The sequence below is a fragment of the Vibrio sp. CDRSL-10 TSBA genome, from assembly GCA_039696685.1.
Lineage (GTDB): Bacteria > Pseudomonadota > Gammaproteobacteria > Enterobacterales > Vibrionaceae > Vibrio.
Genome location: CP155566.1, coordinates 3,185,646 through 3,202,077 on the forward strand (window position 1 = coordinate 3,185,646; position 16,432 = coordinate 3,202,077).

At 54.5% G+C, this 16,432-nt stretch carries 10 protein-coding genes and 4 pseudogenes; 8 read left to right on the plus strand and 6 right to left on the minus strand.

Annotated elements, in window-relative coordinates; genetic code table 11:
* Positions 1-18 precede the first annotated feature (18 nt).
* The 3 genes and pseudogenes from trmH to ABDK09_22530 all read left to right on the plus strand — a co-directional run bounded on the left by trmH (position 19) and on the right by ABDK09_22530 (position 4,544).
* Positions 19-705 carry a tRNA (guanosine(18)-2'-O)-methyltransferase TrmH gene (gene trmH / locus ABDK09_22520; GenBank protein ID XAW89422.1) on the plus strand — a complete coding sequence of 229 codons (687 nt, stop codon included), beginning with the start codon at positions 19-21 and terminating at the stop codon, positions 703-705.
* Positions 706-792: 87 nt separating this feature from the next.
* Entirely contained in the window at positions 793-2,871 is a 2,079-nt protein-coding gene (gene recG / locus ABDK09_22525) for an ATP-dependent DNA helicase RecG (GenBank protein ID XAW89423.1), read from the plus strand.
* A gap of 283 nt (positions 2,872-3,154) precedes the next feature.
* Positions 3,155-4,544 (plus strand): annotated as a pseudogene (locus ABDK09_22530) (uracil-xanthine permease family protein).
* Positions 4,545-4,664: 120 nt separating this feature from the next.
* Here ABDK09_22530 and envZ read toward each other — a convergent pair.
* The 4 genes and pseudogenes from envZ to ABDK09_22550 all read right to left on the minus strand — a co-directional run bounded on the left by envZ (position 4,665) and on the right by ABDK09_22550 (position 9,048).
* A complete protein-coding gene (gene envZ / locus ABDK09_22535; GenBank protein XAW89424.1) occupies positions 4,665-5,972 on the minus strand; it encodes a two-component system sensor histidine kinase EnvZ in 1,308 nt (435 codons plus the stop codon).
* A 62-nt stretch (positions 5,973-6,034) separates the two neighbouring features.
* Entirely contained in the window at positions 6,035-6,757 is a 723-nt protein-coding gene (gene ompR, locus ABDK09_22540) for a two-component system response regulator OmpR (protein ID XAW89425.1), read from the minus strand.
* A gap of 292 nt (positions 6,758-7,049) precedes the next feature.
* Positions 7,050-7,655, minus strand: coding sequence for a bifunctional 4-hydroxy-2-oxoglutarate aldolase/2-dehydro-3-deoxy-phosphogluconate aldolase (locus tag ABDK09_22545; protein XAW89426.1), 606 nt, complete (start codon positions 7,653-7,655; stop codon positions 7,050-7,052).
* A gap of 12 nt (positions 7,656-7,667) precedes the next feature.
* A pseudogene (locus ABDK09_22550) lies at positions 7,668-9,048 on the minus strand (GntP family permease).
* 159 nt (positions 9,049-9,207) lie between these two features.
* Between ABDK09_22550 and ABDK09_22555 the strand changes: the two are divergent.
* Together ABDK09_22555 and edd are read left to right on the plus strand one after the other, a co-directional pair.
* The gene (locus ABDK09_22555) at positions 9,208-9,729 is read left to right on the plus strand and encodes a gluconokinase (GenBank protein XAW89427.1); all 522 of its coding nucleotides are present in this window, start codon (positions 9,208-9,210) and stop codon (positions 9,727-9,729) included.
* On the plus strand, positions 9,726-11,531 hold the full coding sequence (edd, locus tag ABDK09_22560; GenBank protein ID XAW89428.1) for a phosphogluconate dehydratase: 1,806 nt from the start codon (positions 9,726-9,728) through the stop codon (positions 11,529-11,531). Before ABDK09_22555 ends, edd begins: the two co-directional genes overlap by 4 nt.
* Positions 11,532-11,599: 68 nt before the next feature.
* Here the strand turns inward: edd and ABDK09_22565 are convergent.
* Both ABDK09_22565 and greB read right to left on the minus strand, forming a co-directional pair.
* Positions 11,600-12,599 (minus strand): annotated as a pseudogene (locus tag ABDK09_22565) (LacI family DNA-binding transcriptional regulator).
* A 133-nt stretch (positions 12,600-12,732) separates the two neighbouring features.
* Positions 12,733-13,218 carry a transcription elongation factor GreB gene (gene greB, locus ABDK09_22570; protein ID XAW90804.1) on the minus strand — a complete coding sequence of 162 codons (486 nt, stop codon included), beginning with the start codon at positions 13,216-13,218 and terminating at the stop codon, positions 12,733-12,735.
* A gap of 147 nt (positions 13,219-13,365) precedes the next feature.
* Here greB and ABDK09_22575 point away from each other — a divergent pair, with 147 nt between their 5' ends.
* From ABDK09_22575 to ABDK09_22585, 3 genes and pseudogenes are all read left to right on the plus strand, one after another.
* A complete protein-coding gene (locus tag ABDK09_22575; protein XAW89429.1) occupies positions 13,366-13,878 on the plus strand; it encodes a hypothetical protein in 513 nt (170 codons plus the stop codon).
* Positions 13,868-14,029: a hypothetical protein gene (locus ABDK09_22580; protein XAW89430.1), complete on the plus strand. Its 162-nt coding sequence runs from the start codon at positions 13,868-13,870 to the stop codon at positions 14,027-14,029. The genes ABDK09_22575 and ABDK09_22580 overlap by 11 nt, the downstream gene beginning before the upstream one ends.
* Positions 14,030-14,084: 55 nt before the next feature.
* Positions 14,085-16,393 (plus strand): annotated as a pseudogene (locus tag ABDK09_22585) (Tex family protein).
* Positions 16,394-16,432 lie beyond the last annotated feature (39 nt).

Sequence of the window (16,432 nt, forward strand, 5' to 3'; positions counted from 1 at the left end):
TAACTTAAGAATCCGAACATGAACTCAGAGCGTTACTCCCGCATTCAGCAAGTGCTGAAAGCACGCCAGACCGATTTGACGGTCTGCCTGGAAGAAGTCCACAAACCGAACAATGTCTCCGCCGTGATCCGCACCGCAGACGCGGTCGGCCTGCATAAAATTCATGCGGTGTGGCCCAATGAGCAGATGCGCACCCTCGGCCACACCTCGGCAGGTGCACGCAACTGGGTCGAAGTGGAACCCCACGACACCACCCTGGAAGCGATTCAACATCTTAAAGCACAAGGTATGCAGGTGCTGGTTACCAATCTGTCGGATGACGCGGTCGATTTTCGCACTATCGATTACACCAAGCCGACCGCTATCATCCTGGGCAGTGAAAAAGTCGGTATTTCCAAACAGGCCCTGGCGTTAGCGGATCAGGATATCGTCATCCCTATGGTCGGCATGGTGCAGTCACTCAATGTCTCAGTGGCCGGAGCCCTGATCCTGTATGAGGCACAGCGCCAGCGTCAGGACGCCGGCATGTATCAGCGCGATGAAAGCCCGCTGCCGGATGAGACGATTCAGCGCATCCTGTTCGAACGTGGTCATCCGGTGCTGGCTAAAGTTGCCAAACGTAAAGGTCTGGCCTACCCGCAACTGGATGATGAGGGGCAAATCGTTGCAGACCAAGACTGGTGGAAGGCGATGCAGAGTGCGTAATTGCGCGCTGTTCACCAATTGCCCCTGTACAAATAGACAGTCCGATGGTTGAATAGTTAACTCGTCAATGGGTATCTGGTTGAATTTATGTCGCAGCTTCTTTCCGCAATTCCGTTAAACTCGCTCTCCGGAGTGGGCGCCAAAGTGGCCGAAAAACTGGAAAAAATCGGGCTGAGCAGTGTGCAGGATCTGCTGTTCCATCTGCCGCTGCGCTATGAAGACCGCACCCGAGTCTATCCGATCGTCAAACTGCACCCCGGCTTGTGGGCTGCGGTGCAGGGTAAAGTGATGGCGGTCGATACGCTGTTCGGACGGCGTAAAATGCTGACGGTCAAAATCAGCGACGGCAACGGCTCACTGACGCTGCGTTTTTTCAACTTCACTGCCGGGATGAAAAACAATTTCGCCGAAGGTAAGTTAGTGCATGCTTACGGGGAAATTAAACGTGGCAATGGCGGATTGGAAATTATCCACCCCGATTACAAATTCTTTGCCCCGGCACAAAGCCCCGACAGCGAGCCCAATCTGACCCCGGTTTACCCGGCGACAGACGGCCTGCGCCAGCTTACGTTACGTAATCTGACCGACCAGGCTCTGGCCCTGCTCGACAAAGCCGCCGTACAGGAATTACTGCCTGCCGGACTGTATGACCATCAAACCACATTAGCCGAAGCGCTGCATACCATTCACCGTCCGCCGGCCGATATTGATCTCAGCCTGTTTGATGAAGGCCGCCATCCGGCTCAGATCCGCCTGGTGATGGAAGAGCTGCTGGCACAGAACCTGTCGATGCTGGCGGTGCGCAGTAAAGGCCAGCAGGATATCGCTCTGCCGCTGCCAGCCGCTGATACACTCAAACAGCAACTGCTCGCCCAGTTACCCTTCTCCCCGACCAACGCCCAGGCCCGGGTGGTGGGCGAAATCGAAGCCGATCTGGCCAAACCCCACCCGATGATGCGCCTGGTACAGGGCGATGTCGGCTCAGGCAAAACCCTGGTTGCGGCTCTGGCTGCGGTGCGGGCGATTGAGCACGGCTATCAGGTCGCCCTGATGGCCCCGACCGAGCTGCTGGCCGAGCAGCACGCGCTCAACTTTGCTAGCTGGTTTGAAAGCATGGGCATCAAGGTCGGCTGGCTGGCGGGCAAACTGAAAGGTAAAGCCAAACAGGCCGAACTGGAGCGCATTGCCAGCGGTGAAGTCAAAATGGTAGTGGGTACTCACGCTCTGTTTCAGGAACATGTGGTGTTCGATAACCTGGCTCTGGTGATCATCGATGAGCAGCACCGTTTCGGGGTCCACCAGCGCCTCGAGCTGCGGGAAAAAGGCGCCCGTCAGGGCAGCTATCCGCATCAGCTGATCATGACTGCGACCCCGATCCCACGCACCCTGGCCATGACCGCCTACGCCGATCTGGAAACCTCGGTTATCGATGAACTGCCGCCGGGTCGCACGCCGATTCAGACCGTCGCCATTCCCGATACCAAGCGTGATGACATCATCGAACGGGTGCGCCATGCCTGCCTGACCGAAGGCAAGCAGGCCTACTGGGTATGTACCCTGATTGACGAGTCGGAAGTGCTGGAAGCCCAGGCTGCAGCGGATACCGCCGAAGATCTGCAGCGCAAGCTGCCGGACGTCAAAATCGGCCTGGTGCACGGGCGGATGAAACCGGCTGAGAAGCAGGCAGTCATGCAGGCATTTAAAGATAACCAGCTGCATCTGCTGGTTGCGACCACAGTGATTGAAGTCGGGGTGGATGTGCCTAACTCCAGCCTGATGATCATCGAAAACCCGGAGCGGCTTGGCCTGGCACAACTGCACCAGTTACGCGGCCGGGTCGGGCGCGGCTCTGTCGCCAGTCACTGTGTCCTGCTCTATCACGCTCCGCTCTCCAAGACCGCACAAAAGCGCCTTGGCGTACTGCGCGAAAGTAATGACGGCTTTGTGATTGCCCAGCGCGATCTAGAAATTCGTGGTCCGGGTGAACTGCTCGGTACCAAGCAGACCGGCATGGCTGATTTCAAAATTGCCGATCTGGTCCGCGATCAACGCCTTATTCCCGAAGTTCAGCGCATTGCGCGCCACATTCACGACCAATACCCCGATCACGCCAGCGCCATCATCGAACGCTGGCTCGGCGAACGGGACGTCTACGCCAAGGCATAAACGGCGCCGAACAGGCGTCGTTTGAGCGTGATCAACAGGCCCTCCTCTCCTTCCGGCAATCGTTTGCTTTCATGGTTAAACGTTCTATAATCGCCGCCCATAACGAGTAAACGCAAACGTTTACCTTTATACCCGGTGCGCCAAGCGGCTCAGCCGCTGTTCGCGTAGCGGGTAGAACTCCAGAACCGGACCTGATTAACAGCAATCACAGAGATGTTCCGTGTTCCGCTTTACATGCCCATTCAGCGCATACACAAAGTGCATTACAATTTAGGAAACTGCCATGACAACCCAACACGCTGCGCGTCAATCCGAGCTGGTTTATCAGCTCAATGATCGCCCACCTTTGCCGCATACGATTTTTGCTGCCCTGCAACACCTGCTGGCCATGTTCGTTGCCGTGATCACCCCATCACTGATCATCTGCCAGTCTCTCGGCGTGCCTGCCGATCAGACCAACACCATCATCAGCATGTCGCTGTTCGCGTCCGGCTTATCCTCTTTTATCCAAATTCGTACGTTTGGTCCGATTGGTTCCGGCCTGCTGTCTATTCAGGGCACCAGTTTTAACTTTTTAGGTCCGATTATCGGTGCCGGACTGGCACTTAAAGCCGGCGGTGCTGATGTACCGACCATGATGGCGGCGATTTTCGGCACCATCTTACTGGCATCGTTTGCTGAAATTCTGCTGTCGCGGGTACTGGATTACGCGCAGCGTATTATTACTCCGCTGGTATCCGGCATTGTAGTAACGCTGATTGGCCTGACCCTGGTTCAGGTTGGCCTGGTTTCGATGGGTGGCGGCTACGCAGCACTGGGTGACGGCACCTTCGGCAGCCTTGACAAACTCGCTCTGGCGGGCACGGTACTGGCGATTATCGTCCTGCTCAACCGCGCTCGTAACCCGTATGTGCGCGTGGCATCGATCGTGATTGCTATGTTGGTCGGCTACATCATGGCTTACCTGATGGGCATGGTGGATACCAGCAAACTGAGCGATACCCAGTTGATTGCCCTGCCAGTCCCGATGCAGTACGGCCTGAGCTTTGACTGGTCCCTGTTTATCCCGCTGGTACTGATTTTCCTCATCACTGCGCTGGAAGCCATTGGTGATATTACCGCCACCTCGGAAGTGTCCGGTGAACCGGTCAAAGGTCCGGTTTACATGAAACGGATCAAAGGCGGCGTGCTGGCAGATGGTATCAACTCAGCGCTGGCGGCAGTCTTCAACAGCTTCCCGAACTCTACCTTCAGCCAGAAACAACGGCGTCATCATGCTGACTGGCGTGGCCAGCCGCTACGTGGGTTACTTTATTTCCGCTATGCTGGTGCTGCTTGGCCTGTTCCCGGGTGTGGCCAGTTTTGTCCAGTTGATCCCTGAGCCGGTGTTGGGCGGTGCGACCATAGTGATGTTCGGTACCATTGCCGCGGCAGGCGTGCGCATCATTTCACGCGTTGATCTCGACCGCCGCGCCATTCTGATCATGGCACTCTCTTTTTCGATGGGCCTTGGCATCGCGCAAAAGCCGGAGATCCTGCAGTTTATGCCGGAATTCATTAAGAGCATTTTCTCATCAGGCGTTGCCGCCGGCGGGATCACGGCCATTGTGCTCAACCTGTTGCTGCCAGACCATAAGCAAGCGGAACAAAGCGCACAACAGGTTATCGACTGATCTGCGCCAGTCTGCCAGCAAAATCTGGCGAACACGCTTCACCGCGCTCGCGGTAGCGGGTTACCCATAAATGAGGCTCGCCATATGGCGAGCCTCTTTGTTATGCGATTAAGCGGGCGCTCAGTGCGTCGGGAAACTAATCTGGGCCTTGAGGCCACCCTCGCTGCGGTTATTGACCGCCACAGATCCGGCGTGCTGGCTGACAATCCGTTTCACGATAGCCAGCCCCAGGCCGGTACCTTCGCTGCCACGTGCCGTGTCGCCGCGGGTAAAGGGTTCAAATAACTTATTCACCTGGGATGAATCGATGCCCGGGCCATTGTCCTCAACACACACCCAGGCCATTTTCTTGTCGGCCGTCAGACCGGTACTGACCTTAACCCAGCCATTACCGTAACGCAGCGCATTCACCACCAAATTACTCACCGCACGCTTGATCGCAATCGGATTACCGACCGCATCTTCCATGCTCTGGTGCAGGTCAGTTTCAATCTGCACCTCATACCCCCCTTCCGAGGTCGCGACATCATTGGCAATCGCATTGAGATCGACCGCTTCAAAGCTGTCGCGATTCACCGGTTTCAGGTAATCCATAAACTGACTGATGATCTCGTTACACTCTTCGGTGTCACTGATAATGCTTTCGGCCAAGTAACTCTCTTCCGGCGACATCATTTCGGTGGCCAGACGAATCCGGGTCAGCGGTGTGCGCAGGTCATGACTGATACCGGCCATCAGCAGTGCCCGGTCCTCTTCCAATGCCTGAATGCCTTTCGACATCTGATTAAAGGCCCGGGTTACCGAACGAATTTCACTGGCCCCTTTTTCCAGCAGCGGCGGCGGAATCGCCCCACGCCCGACCGACTTGGCCGCTTTTTCGAGTGCAATCAGCGGTCGGTTCTGCAAACGGATAAACAGCCAGCCACCCAGCACAATCAGTACTGCCATAATGATGCTGTTACGAAACAGCGGTGCAAAATCTTCTTCCTGCAGTTCTGAGAGCGGGATCCGCAGCACCTGACCAGGCAGCATATCGATCTTCATCCACAGCACATAACTGTCTTCCCCCGCGCCCATACGCACTTCGGTCGGAGAACCGAGCTGCTCACTCATCTCTTCGCTCATCAAATCAATCGAGACTGAATGGTGATACGGCTCAGCCTGTGGACTGTTTTCGGCGTAGATACTGACCCCGAGCTGTTCCAGCACACGGCGGCGCAGCGGTGCATCCATCACTAGGCCGTTTTCGTCCATGTGCATCGAATCATCGAGCATCAGACTGATTTCATGACTGAGGATTTTGTTGAACTGCTGCAGACTGGGCATCAGCGCATAGTTAAACAGGGCGTAATAGGAATAGACCTGGCTTGCGACCAGCAGGGTGAAAAACAGCACAATGGTCTGGGTAAATGAACTGCGAATGCGCATGGGATACCTTTAAATGCAGGACAATCAGTGCCAGACAGGCTGGCACTGAAACGGAGATCGGATTAACTGGCTTCCTTACCGTCCGGCACAAACACATAACCCAGACCCCATACGGTCTGAATGTAACGCGGTTTGCTCGGATCGACTTCCAGCATACGGCGCAGACGGGAAATCTGCACGTCGATTGAGCGTTCCATGGCCGAATACTCGCGACCGCGGGCCATATTCATCAGTTTGTCGCGCGACAGCGGCTCACGGGCATTGGTCACCAGCGCTTTCAGCACAGCAAATTCACCTGAGGTCAGCGGCATCGCTTCCTCACCGCGGAACATTTCACGCGTGCCGAGGTTGAGGCGAAACTCACCGAACTCGACGATCTTGTCATCGGCACTCGGCGCTCCGGGCGCTTCGGTCACCTGGCGACGCAGCACCGCTTTGATGCGGGCCAGCAGCTCACGCGGATTAAACGGTTTAGGCAGATAATCATCGGCCCCGACTTCCAGACCCACGATTCGGTCGATCTCGTCACCTTTGGCGGTCAGCATCAGGATAGGAATCATGTTGTTGGCATTGCGCAGACGGCGGCAAATCGACAAACCATCTTCGCCCGGTAACATCAGATCCAGTACCATTAAATGGAAGGTTTCACGGGTCAGCAGGCGATCCATCTGTTCACTATTGGCCACGCTGCGCACCTGGAATCCTTGCTCCGAGAGGTAGCGTTCAAGCAGGGCTCTCAAGCGGGCATCATCATCCACGACTAATATTTTATGATTTTCTTGCATCTGTCCTGTCCCACGAATAAGTATCTGCTTCTTAAAGCGAAAGAAGCGAGTAAAATGTAACACTGTTGCGCATGATAGGGCTTAAAGAATTGTTAACGTTTATTACTAACGTAAGCCCTGTCGGCCAAGGTGGCTGAGTCATCCTACCAACCGGGCAGCGCGGTGTGTGATGTTGCCTTTATCATAGACCACTCCTCATCTCTAAGCTGCGACCTGACGCAGAGACAAAAAAAGCCAACCGCAGGGTTGGCTTACTCTTGCTCTCAGCTGTTCACAGCGACAGGCTCGGGGCTTACAGTTCGCGCACCAGTTTGGCAATCGCGTCCCAGTCTCCCTTATCCATCAGATCGCTCGGTACCATCCAGGTGCCGCCACACGCGACCACCGCTTTAATCGCCAGGTATTCCTGCACATTACCAGGATTGACGCCGCCGGTTGGCATAAATTGCACCGGATACACAGCGCTCAGTGCTTTTAGCATCGCTGTGCCGCCTGACGGTTCAGCCGGGAAGAACTTAACGGTTTTCAGGCCCAGTTCCATCGCCTGCTCAACCAGACTCGGGTTATTCACGCCAGGAACAATAGCAATGCCGCGTTGCTGACAGTATTTGACTGTCGTCGGGTTGAGGCCCGGGCTGACAATAAAGTCTGCGCCCGCTGCAATGGCCTGATCAACCTGCTCAGTCGTCAGCACAGTACCGGCACCGATCAGCAGATCAGGATAAGCTTCACGCATCAGACGAATCGATTCCTGTGCCGCTTCAGTACGGAACGTGACTTCAGCACACGGCAGGCCATTTTCAACCAGCACTTTAGCCAGCGGCACAGCCTGGTCGGCGTGGTTAATCGCAATTACCGGAACAATTTTGATTTGTTGCAGTTGTTGTTCAAGAGTCATTATCAGTCAGCCTTATAAAATTACGCTCAGACCAGCGGCGATAACAAAAGCGATCGTCCCCAGCAGCGTTTCCATTACAGTCCAGGTTTTCAGGGTCGTTTTCTCATCCATCTCAAGCAGACGAGAAACCAGCCAGAAACCGGAGTCATTAAAGTGAGACAGTACCGTGGCACCACCGGCAATCGCAATCACGATAAAACAGTGATCCAGGGCAGTCAGTCCGGTGGTCTGGGCGACAATCGGTGCCATCAGTGCTGCGGTAGTCGTCAGTGCGACGGTTGCAGAAACCTTGCGCCACGCGCAAACAGGTCGAGATAACAAACGCGGCCACAATCACCGGCATACCTGTATGAGCCAGCACATCCGCCAGCGCCTGGCCGATACCGCTTGAGCGCAGTACGCCACCAAACATACCGCCCGCACCCGTTACCAGGATCACCGCACAGATCGGCGCCAGAGAATCAGTACACAGTTTTTCCAGTTTATGCTTACCGTACTTACCGGTAAATACCGCCAGACACACCAGCAGAGTGATCAGCAGTGCAATCGGGGTTTTACCCAGCATACGCAGAAATTCCACCACTGGCTGCTGACCATCGACCACACCGGCAACAGAAAGAGTATTGAGACCAGTATCAAGGAAAATCAGAATCACTGGCAGCAGCAGAATCAGCAGCACGGTAGAAAACTTCGGCAGATCCTGCTTGTCTTTGAACATCACTTCAGTGTTCATAAACGCTTTAGGCAGTGAAATCACATACTTGTTACCAGCATAGATACTGAACAGGTAAGCACCAAAATACCAGGTCGGAATCGCAATCAGCAGGCCGACCAGCAGCAGCAGGCCTAAATCTGCACCCAGCAGATCGGAAGCAGCCACCGGGCCCGGATGCGGCGGTACAAACGCATGCATTACAGCGAACGCACCCGCGACCGGGAACGCGTATTTGATCGGCGAACCGCCCAGACGCTTAGCCACGCTGAACAGGATCGGCATCATCACGATAAGACCGGCATCGAAAAAGATTGGAAAACCAAACATCAGCGATGCCACACCAAGCGCCATTGGCGCACGATGCTCGCCGAAGCGGCTAATCAGGGTGTCCGCCAGCACTTTCGCGCCACCGGTCACCTCAAGAATTTTACCTATCATGGCACCCAGGCCAACTAACAGGGCCACTGAGGCTAATGTACCGCCCAGTCCGGACAGCATAGTCGGCACGACTTTATCGCTCGGCATACCCGTTGCCAGCGCAGTACCAAAACTGACCAAAGTCAGCGAGGCAAAGGCGTGCACCTTCAATTTCATGATCAAAACCAGCAGTGCAGCAATAGCGGCGGCAGCGATAAGCAACAGCTGGGTAGGGTCTGGGCTATGTGCTAATTGTTCCATTTTGTTCACCTTTATCAAGGATTGGATGTTTGTGTATTAGTTCACAATTTCAAAAGTTACGGGTAACATGTTACCGATAACACCACTAAGATAAAGTCAATTCTTACGGCAGATTTTAAAATTGAGATCTCGCTCAGATCTCGCGATTAAGGAGTCAGTATGACGGGTAGCAGTATTATCGTTATGGGCGTGAGTGGTTGCGGCAAAAGCACCATAGGCGCCAAGATTGCCCAGCGTCTCAACGCCAAATTCATCGATGGCGATGACCTTCATCCCCGCGCCAACATTGAAAAGATGCGCCGCGGTGAACCACTGGATGATAACGATCGCGCGCCTTGGCTTGAGCGTATCCGCGATGCAGCATTCAGTCTGGAAAACAAGAGCGAACGCGGTGTCATCGTCTGCTCAGCGCTGAAAAAAAGTTACCGTGATCAGATTCGTGACGGCAACCAAAGCGTCACGTTTGTTTTTCTTGATGGTGATAAATCTCTGATCATCAAGCGTATGCAGGCTCGTAAAGGTCACTTTATGAAAACTCATATGATTGACAGCCAGTTTGCGGCGCTACAGCGCCCGGATACCAGCGAAACCGACGTACTGAACATCTCGATTGCTGACGATATCGATGTCGTGGTTGAGCACGCAGTGCATGCTCTGTACCAGCAGGAGGCGACGGCATGACCCACCCGCATATTCAGCAGGTTACCGACAACATTCGCACACGCAGTGCCGAGCTGCGTGCACGCTTTGTGGCCAAAACTGCCCAGCAACACGCCAGTGGCAAAGGTAAAGCCAGCCTGTCATGTGGCAACCTGGCCCATGCGATTGCGGCTTCCTGTCAGAGTGAGAAATCAAACATTCTCGATCTGACCCGTGCCAACCTGGCCATCATCACCGCCTACAATGACATGCTCAGTGCACATCAGGTTTACAAACATTATCCGGATCAAATCAAAGCAGCCCTGGCCCCGGTTGGCCATACTGCCCAGATTGCCGGTGGTGTCCCTGCGATGTGCGACGGCGTGACTCAGGGGCAACCGGGTATGGACATGTCACTGTTTTCCCGTGACCTGATCGCCCAGGCGACCGCGATGTCGCTCAGCCATAACATGTTTGACGGCACCCTGCTGCTCGGTATCTGTGACAAGATCGCCCCGGGCCAGCTGATGGGCGCGCTGGCTTATGCCCATCTGCCGACCGCATTTATCCCGGCCGGGCCAATGGCGACCGGGATCAGCAACGAAGAAAAAGTCGATGTGCGCCAGAAATACGCCGCCGGTGAAGTCGGTCGCGATGCGCTGCTGCAAATGGAGTGTAATTCCTACCACTCACCGGGCACCTGCACCTTCTACGGTACCGCCAACACCAACCAACTGGTGTTTGAGGCGATGGGACTGATGCTGCCGGGCTCTGCTTTTGTGCATCCGGACAGCCCGCTGCGCGATGCGCTGACCGAGTATGCGGCCAAGGCCATCGCCGCTATGGCGCCGGGTACTCCGGCCTACCGGCCGCTGAGCGAAGTGGTCACGGCAGAAAGCCTGGTCAATGGCCTGGTTGCCCTGCTCGCCTCCGGTGGCAGCAGTAACCACACCATTCACCTGGTCGCGCTGGCACGAGCTGCCGGTCTGATCCTGACCTGGCAGGATATCAGTGACCTGTCTGAGGTGGTGCCTCTGCTGACCAACGTTTATCCGAACGGCACGGCCGATATCAATGAATTCGAAGCGGCCGGCGGCGTCCCTATGTTGCTGTCCCGTCTGGATGAACGCGCTCTGCTGCACCGCAGTGTGACCCCGGCTATCGGTGATTTTGCCCTGCAGCTCCAACGCCCGCAGCTCGCTGACGGTGAACTGGTATGGCAACCTTGTGGTGACAGCCTCAATCCGGCCGTCATTGCCGCCAAACAGACCTGCTATCAGACCAGCGGTGGTATTAAGGTGCTGAAAGGCAATCTGGGCCAGAGTGTGATTAAAATTTCTGCGGTTAAAGCCGAACATCATCTGATTGAAGCACCAGCGAAAGTCTTCAACTCGCAGCATGCAGTGGAAGCCGCCTATAAACGCGGTGAGCTAAATCAGGATTGTGTGGTCGTGGTACGCTACAGTGGCCCGGCGGCCAATGGGATGCCGGAGCTGCACAAACTGATGCCGATCCTCGGCAACGTGCAAAAAGCCGGTTTCAAAGTCGCCCTGGTGACCGACGGCCGCTTGTCAGGTGCTTCAGGTAAGATCCCGGCTGCGATTCATATGTCGCCGGAGGCTCTGCGGGGTGGCATGATTGGCCTGGTACAAGACGGGGATATTTTGCGTCTGGATGCCCAGAATGGCGAACTGACCTGTCTGGCTGATCTCAGCCAGCGCAGCGCCACAATGCCGGACAGTAAGGCGGATCAGCACGACTGGGGACGCGAACTGTTTGCTCTGGCGCGCCAGCAGGTCACCGCCGCCGATCAGGGCGCCACCTTTCTTTTTCAAGCGCTGTAAATCTGTTTCAAGCGCTGTAAACAGCCTTAAACCAGGCATGTACGGGCTGACCTGGTCAGCCCGTGATATTACAGACTGTCTCCGATCGTCAGGCGGTAGCCAAGGTCGTAGACTTTCTGCTCTGCTTCCTCTCCGGCCAGCGCCGCTAAGAGTAATTCTGCACTTTTCTTGCCAATCGCAAAACGCGGTGTCTCCACACTGGTCAGCTTAGGAATAATCGCCTGGCCGATATCCAGCGCATTGTATCCGACCACAGCAATTTGTTTCGGTACCTCAATGCCTTTGTGGGCACAGTACATCATGGCACCAATCGCCACGTCATCATTGGTACAGAAAATGGCATCGAGCTGCGGACATTGCGCCAGCGCTTTTTCCAGCAAGACTCCGCCTATGGTGAAACTGGAGTGTTCACCGGTCGAAATCTGTTGCGGCTCCAGACCGGCATCACGCATCGCGCGCTCATAGCCCTGCATCCGTAACCGGGTCCGGGTATCAAGCCGGGCGCCGAGATAGACAATGTTTTTCCGCCCGCGTGCCAGCATCTCCTGTACTACTTCATACGATGTCTGCTCATGATCCAGCCCTACCGCCATATCAATCGGGCAGGCCGGAATCTCCATGGTTTCCACCACAGGCACCGCGGCTGATCTCAGCATCTGCAGGGTGCGTTTCCGTATGGTTGGTTTCGGTCAGGATCAAGCCATCAACCCGATACGACAGCAAGGCCGCGATTTTTTCTTCTTCTTCTTTCGAACTGTAACCGGTATGGGCTATAAGGGTGTCGTAGCCGGCCTGCTTGGTCACCGACTCAATCCCCTGCACTAAATGGGCAAACACCTGGTTCGACAACGAAGGCAGAATAATACCGATAGCACGACTGGAAGACTTGGACAAAATCGCCGGCACCCGATTCTGGATATATCCCAGCTCTTCAATTACGGCGGCGATTTTTTGCTGGGTTTTCTGGGCAACTGAGCCCGGATCGCGCAAATAACGCGATACCGTCATCTTGGTAATCCCCACCTGGTCAGCAATGTCTTGTAAGGTGGGTCTGGTTTTTCGCTGCATACTTTTCCTAATCAGTGGCGACAGGTTTCCGCCCGGGTTGACCTCGCGTCAGACTTTTATCATAAAACATACGGATAACTGAAACTATGCCAGCTTTTCACAAAACAGAGCAAAAATGATAATAAACTAGTTTCTATGCATCGATTTCATACTCAATGCTATTGATGAACCAGACTTTATCGCCACTTGGTGTCGTGACGACAAATTCATCATCCACCTCTTTTTTAAGCAGCGCACGCGCCATTGGTGAGTCAATTGATATGTAATTTTTGACCTCATCACCATAAATTTCTTCCGGACCGACGATTCGAAACTTTTTCATCTCTCCGGCTTCGTTTTCAATCTCCACCCAGGCGCCAAAAAACACCTTGCCATCCTGCTGCGGTGAGTAGTCAACTATAGTCAGTTCCGGCAGCAATTTACGCAGGAAACGCACACGGCGATCGATCTGGCGCAGCAGTCGTTTGTTGAAAGTGTAATCAGCATTTTCAGAGCGATCACCCAGGCTTGCGGCCCATGTCACAATTTTTGTGACCTCCGGACGCCGTTCATTCCAGAGAAAATCATGCTCTTTTTTGAGTTTATTAAACCCTTCGCGAGTAATAAGTTTCGTTTTCATTTCAGTCACAAATTAATTAATAATCAAAATATTACAAATTTCTAAAAAGATAAAAACAGAACATTTTAGGTTGTTTTATTAGATTAAAAAACACTGTTTTAATAGCATTACGCGATTCTGAGTTACCTTTTCGGAGTCAAAACCATTATGTCCGCACCTGATACAAAACAGCAAATTTTCAACGCCGGCAAAGAGTTTATCGCCATCATCGCTCTGTTGCTTGTCGCCCCTCTGGCACTCTATCTCGATCTGGCTGTGCTTAAAAACGATGTCGGCGAAATCTCTTTCACCGAACTGACTCAAGAGGGCTTCGTCTTGCTCTCCATGCTGATGTTTGCCCGCGCTGCAAAAACGACTCCGTCATCACGCGGTTTTTACCTGCTGGTCAGCGGCTTTTTTGCCTGCATTCTGATTCGCGAACTCGATCAGTTCCTTGACTACATCTGGCACGGCTTCTGGCAGATCCCGGCCGCGATCACCGCCGCGACCTGTATCGGTATGGCAATGACCCGCTATAAAGATTCCGTACTGGAACCAATGGCAGCCTATACCCGTTCACGTGAATATGTCTTTATGGTCGGTGGCGTTTCTGCTGCTGCTGGTGTTCAGCCGCGTATTTGGCAGTGGTCACCTGCTGTGGGAACACATTATGGGCGATGACTATGACTACGTGCTGAAAAGCGCCCTGCAAGAAGGTCTGGAATTACTGGGCTACTCCTGGATGACCTATGGTGCTTATCGCCACTGTATTTGTGCACAACGTAGCACTTCCGTCGCTGAATCTGCTCTGACAACGCCGGTAAACGTTTAAAATAGACTACCTTGTCCCCACATCAAGAAGTCTGTTGTAACAAGTGATATCAACCATGAGCTTAGCTATCTGTCATTCGATTGCCCAAGAGCTGAACGTTCGCTCAGAGCAAGTCATCGCCGCCGTCAAACTGATTGACGACGGCAACACAGTGCCATTCATTGCCCGTTACCGTAAAGAAGTGACCGGCGGACTGGATGACACTCAACTGCGTACGCTGGACAGTCGCTTGTCCTACCTGCGTGAAATGGACGACCGCCGTCAAACCATCCTTAAATCGATTCAGGACCAGGGTAAACTCACTGCGGAACTGGAACAGGCGATTATTGATGCCGACAGCAAAACCCGTCTCGAAGACTTGTATCTGCCGTACAAACCGAAGCGCCGTACCAAAGGCCAGATCGCCATTGAAGCCGGTCTGGAGCCTCTGGCGGATACCTTGTGGCATCATCCGCACACCGATCCGGAACTGGAAGCGGGCAAATACCTTGCTGCGCAACACGGTATCGAAGACAGTAAAGCAGCTCTGGATGGTGCACGTGCCATCATTATGGAACGCATCGCCGAAGATGCAGATTTGCTGGAAAAAATTCGTCAGCACCTTAATCGCAATGCTCATATCGTAACGCGCGTGGTTGAAGGGAAAGAGCGCGACGGCGAAAAGTTTAAAGACTACTTTGCCCATCAGGAGCCGATCAGTAAGGCGCCTTCCCATCGCGCTCTGGCGATGCTGCGTGGCCGCAACGAAGGCTTTCTGACCCTGACCCTCAATGCGGATCCGGAGCAGGAAGAGGGCATACGCCAGTCGTACTGCGAAACCCTGATCGCTGAGCATTACGGGATTCATCTCAGCCAGGCGGCTGCGGATGCATGGCGTAAACAGGTTATCAGCTGGTCATGGCGCATCAAAGTATCGATGCACATGGAAACCGAGCTGATGAGTGCGATGAAAGAGCGTGCCGAAATCGAAGCGATTGAAGTGTTCGCCACCAACCTCAAAGATCTGCTGATGGCGGCTCCCGCCGGCCCGCGAGCGACTCTGGGTCTGGATCCGGGTCTGCGTACTGGCTGTAAAGTGGCCGTGGTTGATGCAACCGGTAAAGTGCTGGCAACGGATACTATCTATCCGCACCAGCCGCAAAACCAGTACGATCGAGCCATGGCGAGCGTGGCCGCGCTGATCAAACAGCACAATGTCGATCTGATTGCGATTGGTAACGGCACCGCTTCACGCGAAACCGATGCCTTCGCCGCTGACCTGATTAAACGTGGCAACCTCAAAGTGCAGAAGATCATGGTCAGCGAAGCCGGTGCGTCGGTTTACTCGGCGTCTGAACTGGCCGCGAAAGAGTTTCCGAATCTGGATGTCTCGCTGCGCGGCGCCGTGTCTATCGCACGTCGCCTGCAGGATCCGCTCGCCGAGCTGGTTAAGATTGACCCGAAATCGATCGGGGTTGGCCAGTACCAGCACGATGTCAGCCAAACTCTGCTCGCCAAACGCCTGGATGCGGTGGTGGAAGACTGTGTAAACGCCGTCGGGGTCGATGTGAATACCGCCTCACCGGCTCTGCTGACTCGCGTGGCGGGCCTGTCGAGTATACTCTGGCGCAGAACATCGTCGATTATCGCGATGAAAACGGCCGCTTTGAGTCGCGCAGCGCACTGAAAAAAGTCGCCCGTCTGGGGCCAAAAGCGTTTGAACAGTGTGCTGGTTTCCTGCGTATCATGCACGGTAAAAACCCGCTCGATGGATCTGCAGTGCACCCGGAGGCCTATCCGGTCGTCAAAGCGATTGCCGAGAAAAACCAGCAGCAGATTCAGGCGCTGATCGGCAACAGTGAGTTTCTGCGCGGTCTGCGTGCGGTCGATTACACCGACGAGCATTTCGGTGTCCCGACCGTGACCGACATTATCAAAGAGCTGGATAAACCCGGCCGTGACCCGCGCCCGGAATTTAAAACCGCCACATTCGCCGACGGTGTCAATCAGGTGTCCGATCTTGAAGTCGGCATGGTACTGGAAGGTGTGGTCTCTAACGTCGCCAACTTCGGCGCTTTTGTGGATATCGGTGTCCATCAGGACGGTCTGGTACACATTTCCGCTCTGACAGACCGCTTTGTCTCTGACCCGCGCGAAGTGGTCAAAGCCGGCGATATCGTCAAAGTCAAAGTAATGGAAGTGGATGTGCAGCGTAAGCGAATCGCCCTGTCTATGCGGCTTAACGATGAACCGGGTCAGGAGAGCCGTGGCGCGCGCAGCAGCGCACCCGCAGCGGAACGTAAACCGCGCCGTCGTGAGGAGACTCAGTCCGGCGGCGCAATGAGCGGTGCATTTGCTGCCGCCTTTGCCAAAGCAAAGAAATAAGCGGGCAATAGCGCAGAAAAATCCCCGTCCGGGTCACCG

Excerpts from the sequence above, each read along its gene's own strand:
- trmH (XAW89422.1), top strand. The coding sequence starts at position 19 with ATGAACTCAGAGCGTTACTCCCGCATTCAGCAAGTGCTGAAAGCACGC.
- recG (XAW89423.1), top strand. The coding sequence starts at position 793 with ATGTCGCAGCTTCTTTCCGCAATTCCGTTAAACTCGCTCTCCGGAGTG.
- envZ (XAW89424.1), bottom strand. The coding sequence starts at position 5,972 with ATGCGCATTCGCAGTTCATTTACCCAGACCATTGTGCTGTTTTTCACC.
- ompR (XAW89425.1), bottom strand. The coding sequence starts at position 6,757 with ATGCAAGAAAATCATAAAATATTAGTCGTGGATGATGATGCCCGCTTG.
- ABDK09_22545 (XAW89426.1), bottom strand. The coding sequence starts at position 7,655 with ATGACTCTTGAACAACAACTGCAACAAATCAAAATTGTTCCGGTAATT.
- ABDK09_22555 (XAW89427.1), top strand. The coding sequence starts at position 9,208 with ATGACGGGTAGCAGTATTATCGTTATGGGCGTGAGTGGTTGCGGCAAA.
- edd (XAW89428.1), top strand. The coding sequence starts at position 9,726 with ATGACCCACCCGCATATTCAGCAGGTTACCGACAACATTCGCACACGC.
- greB (XAW90804.1), bottom strand. The coding sequence starts at position 13,218 with ATGAAAACGAAACTTATTACTCGCGAAGGGTTTAATAAACTCAAAAAA.
- ABDK09_22575 (XAW89429.1), top strand. The coding sequence starts at position 13,366 with ATGTCCGCACCTGATACAAAACAGCAAATTTTCAACGCCGGCAAAGAG.
- ABDK09_22580 (XAW89430.1), top strand. The coding sequence starts at position 13,868 with ATGGGCGATGACTATGACTACGTGCTGAAAAGCGCCCTGCAAGAAGGT.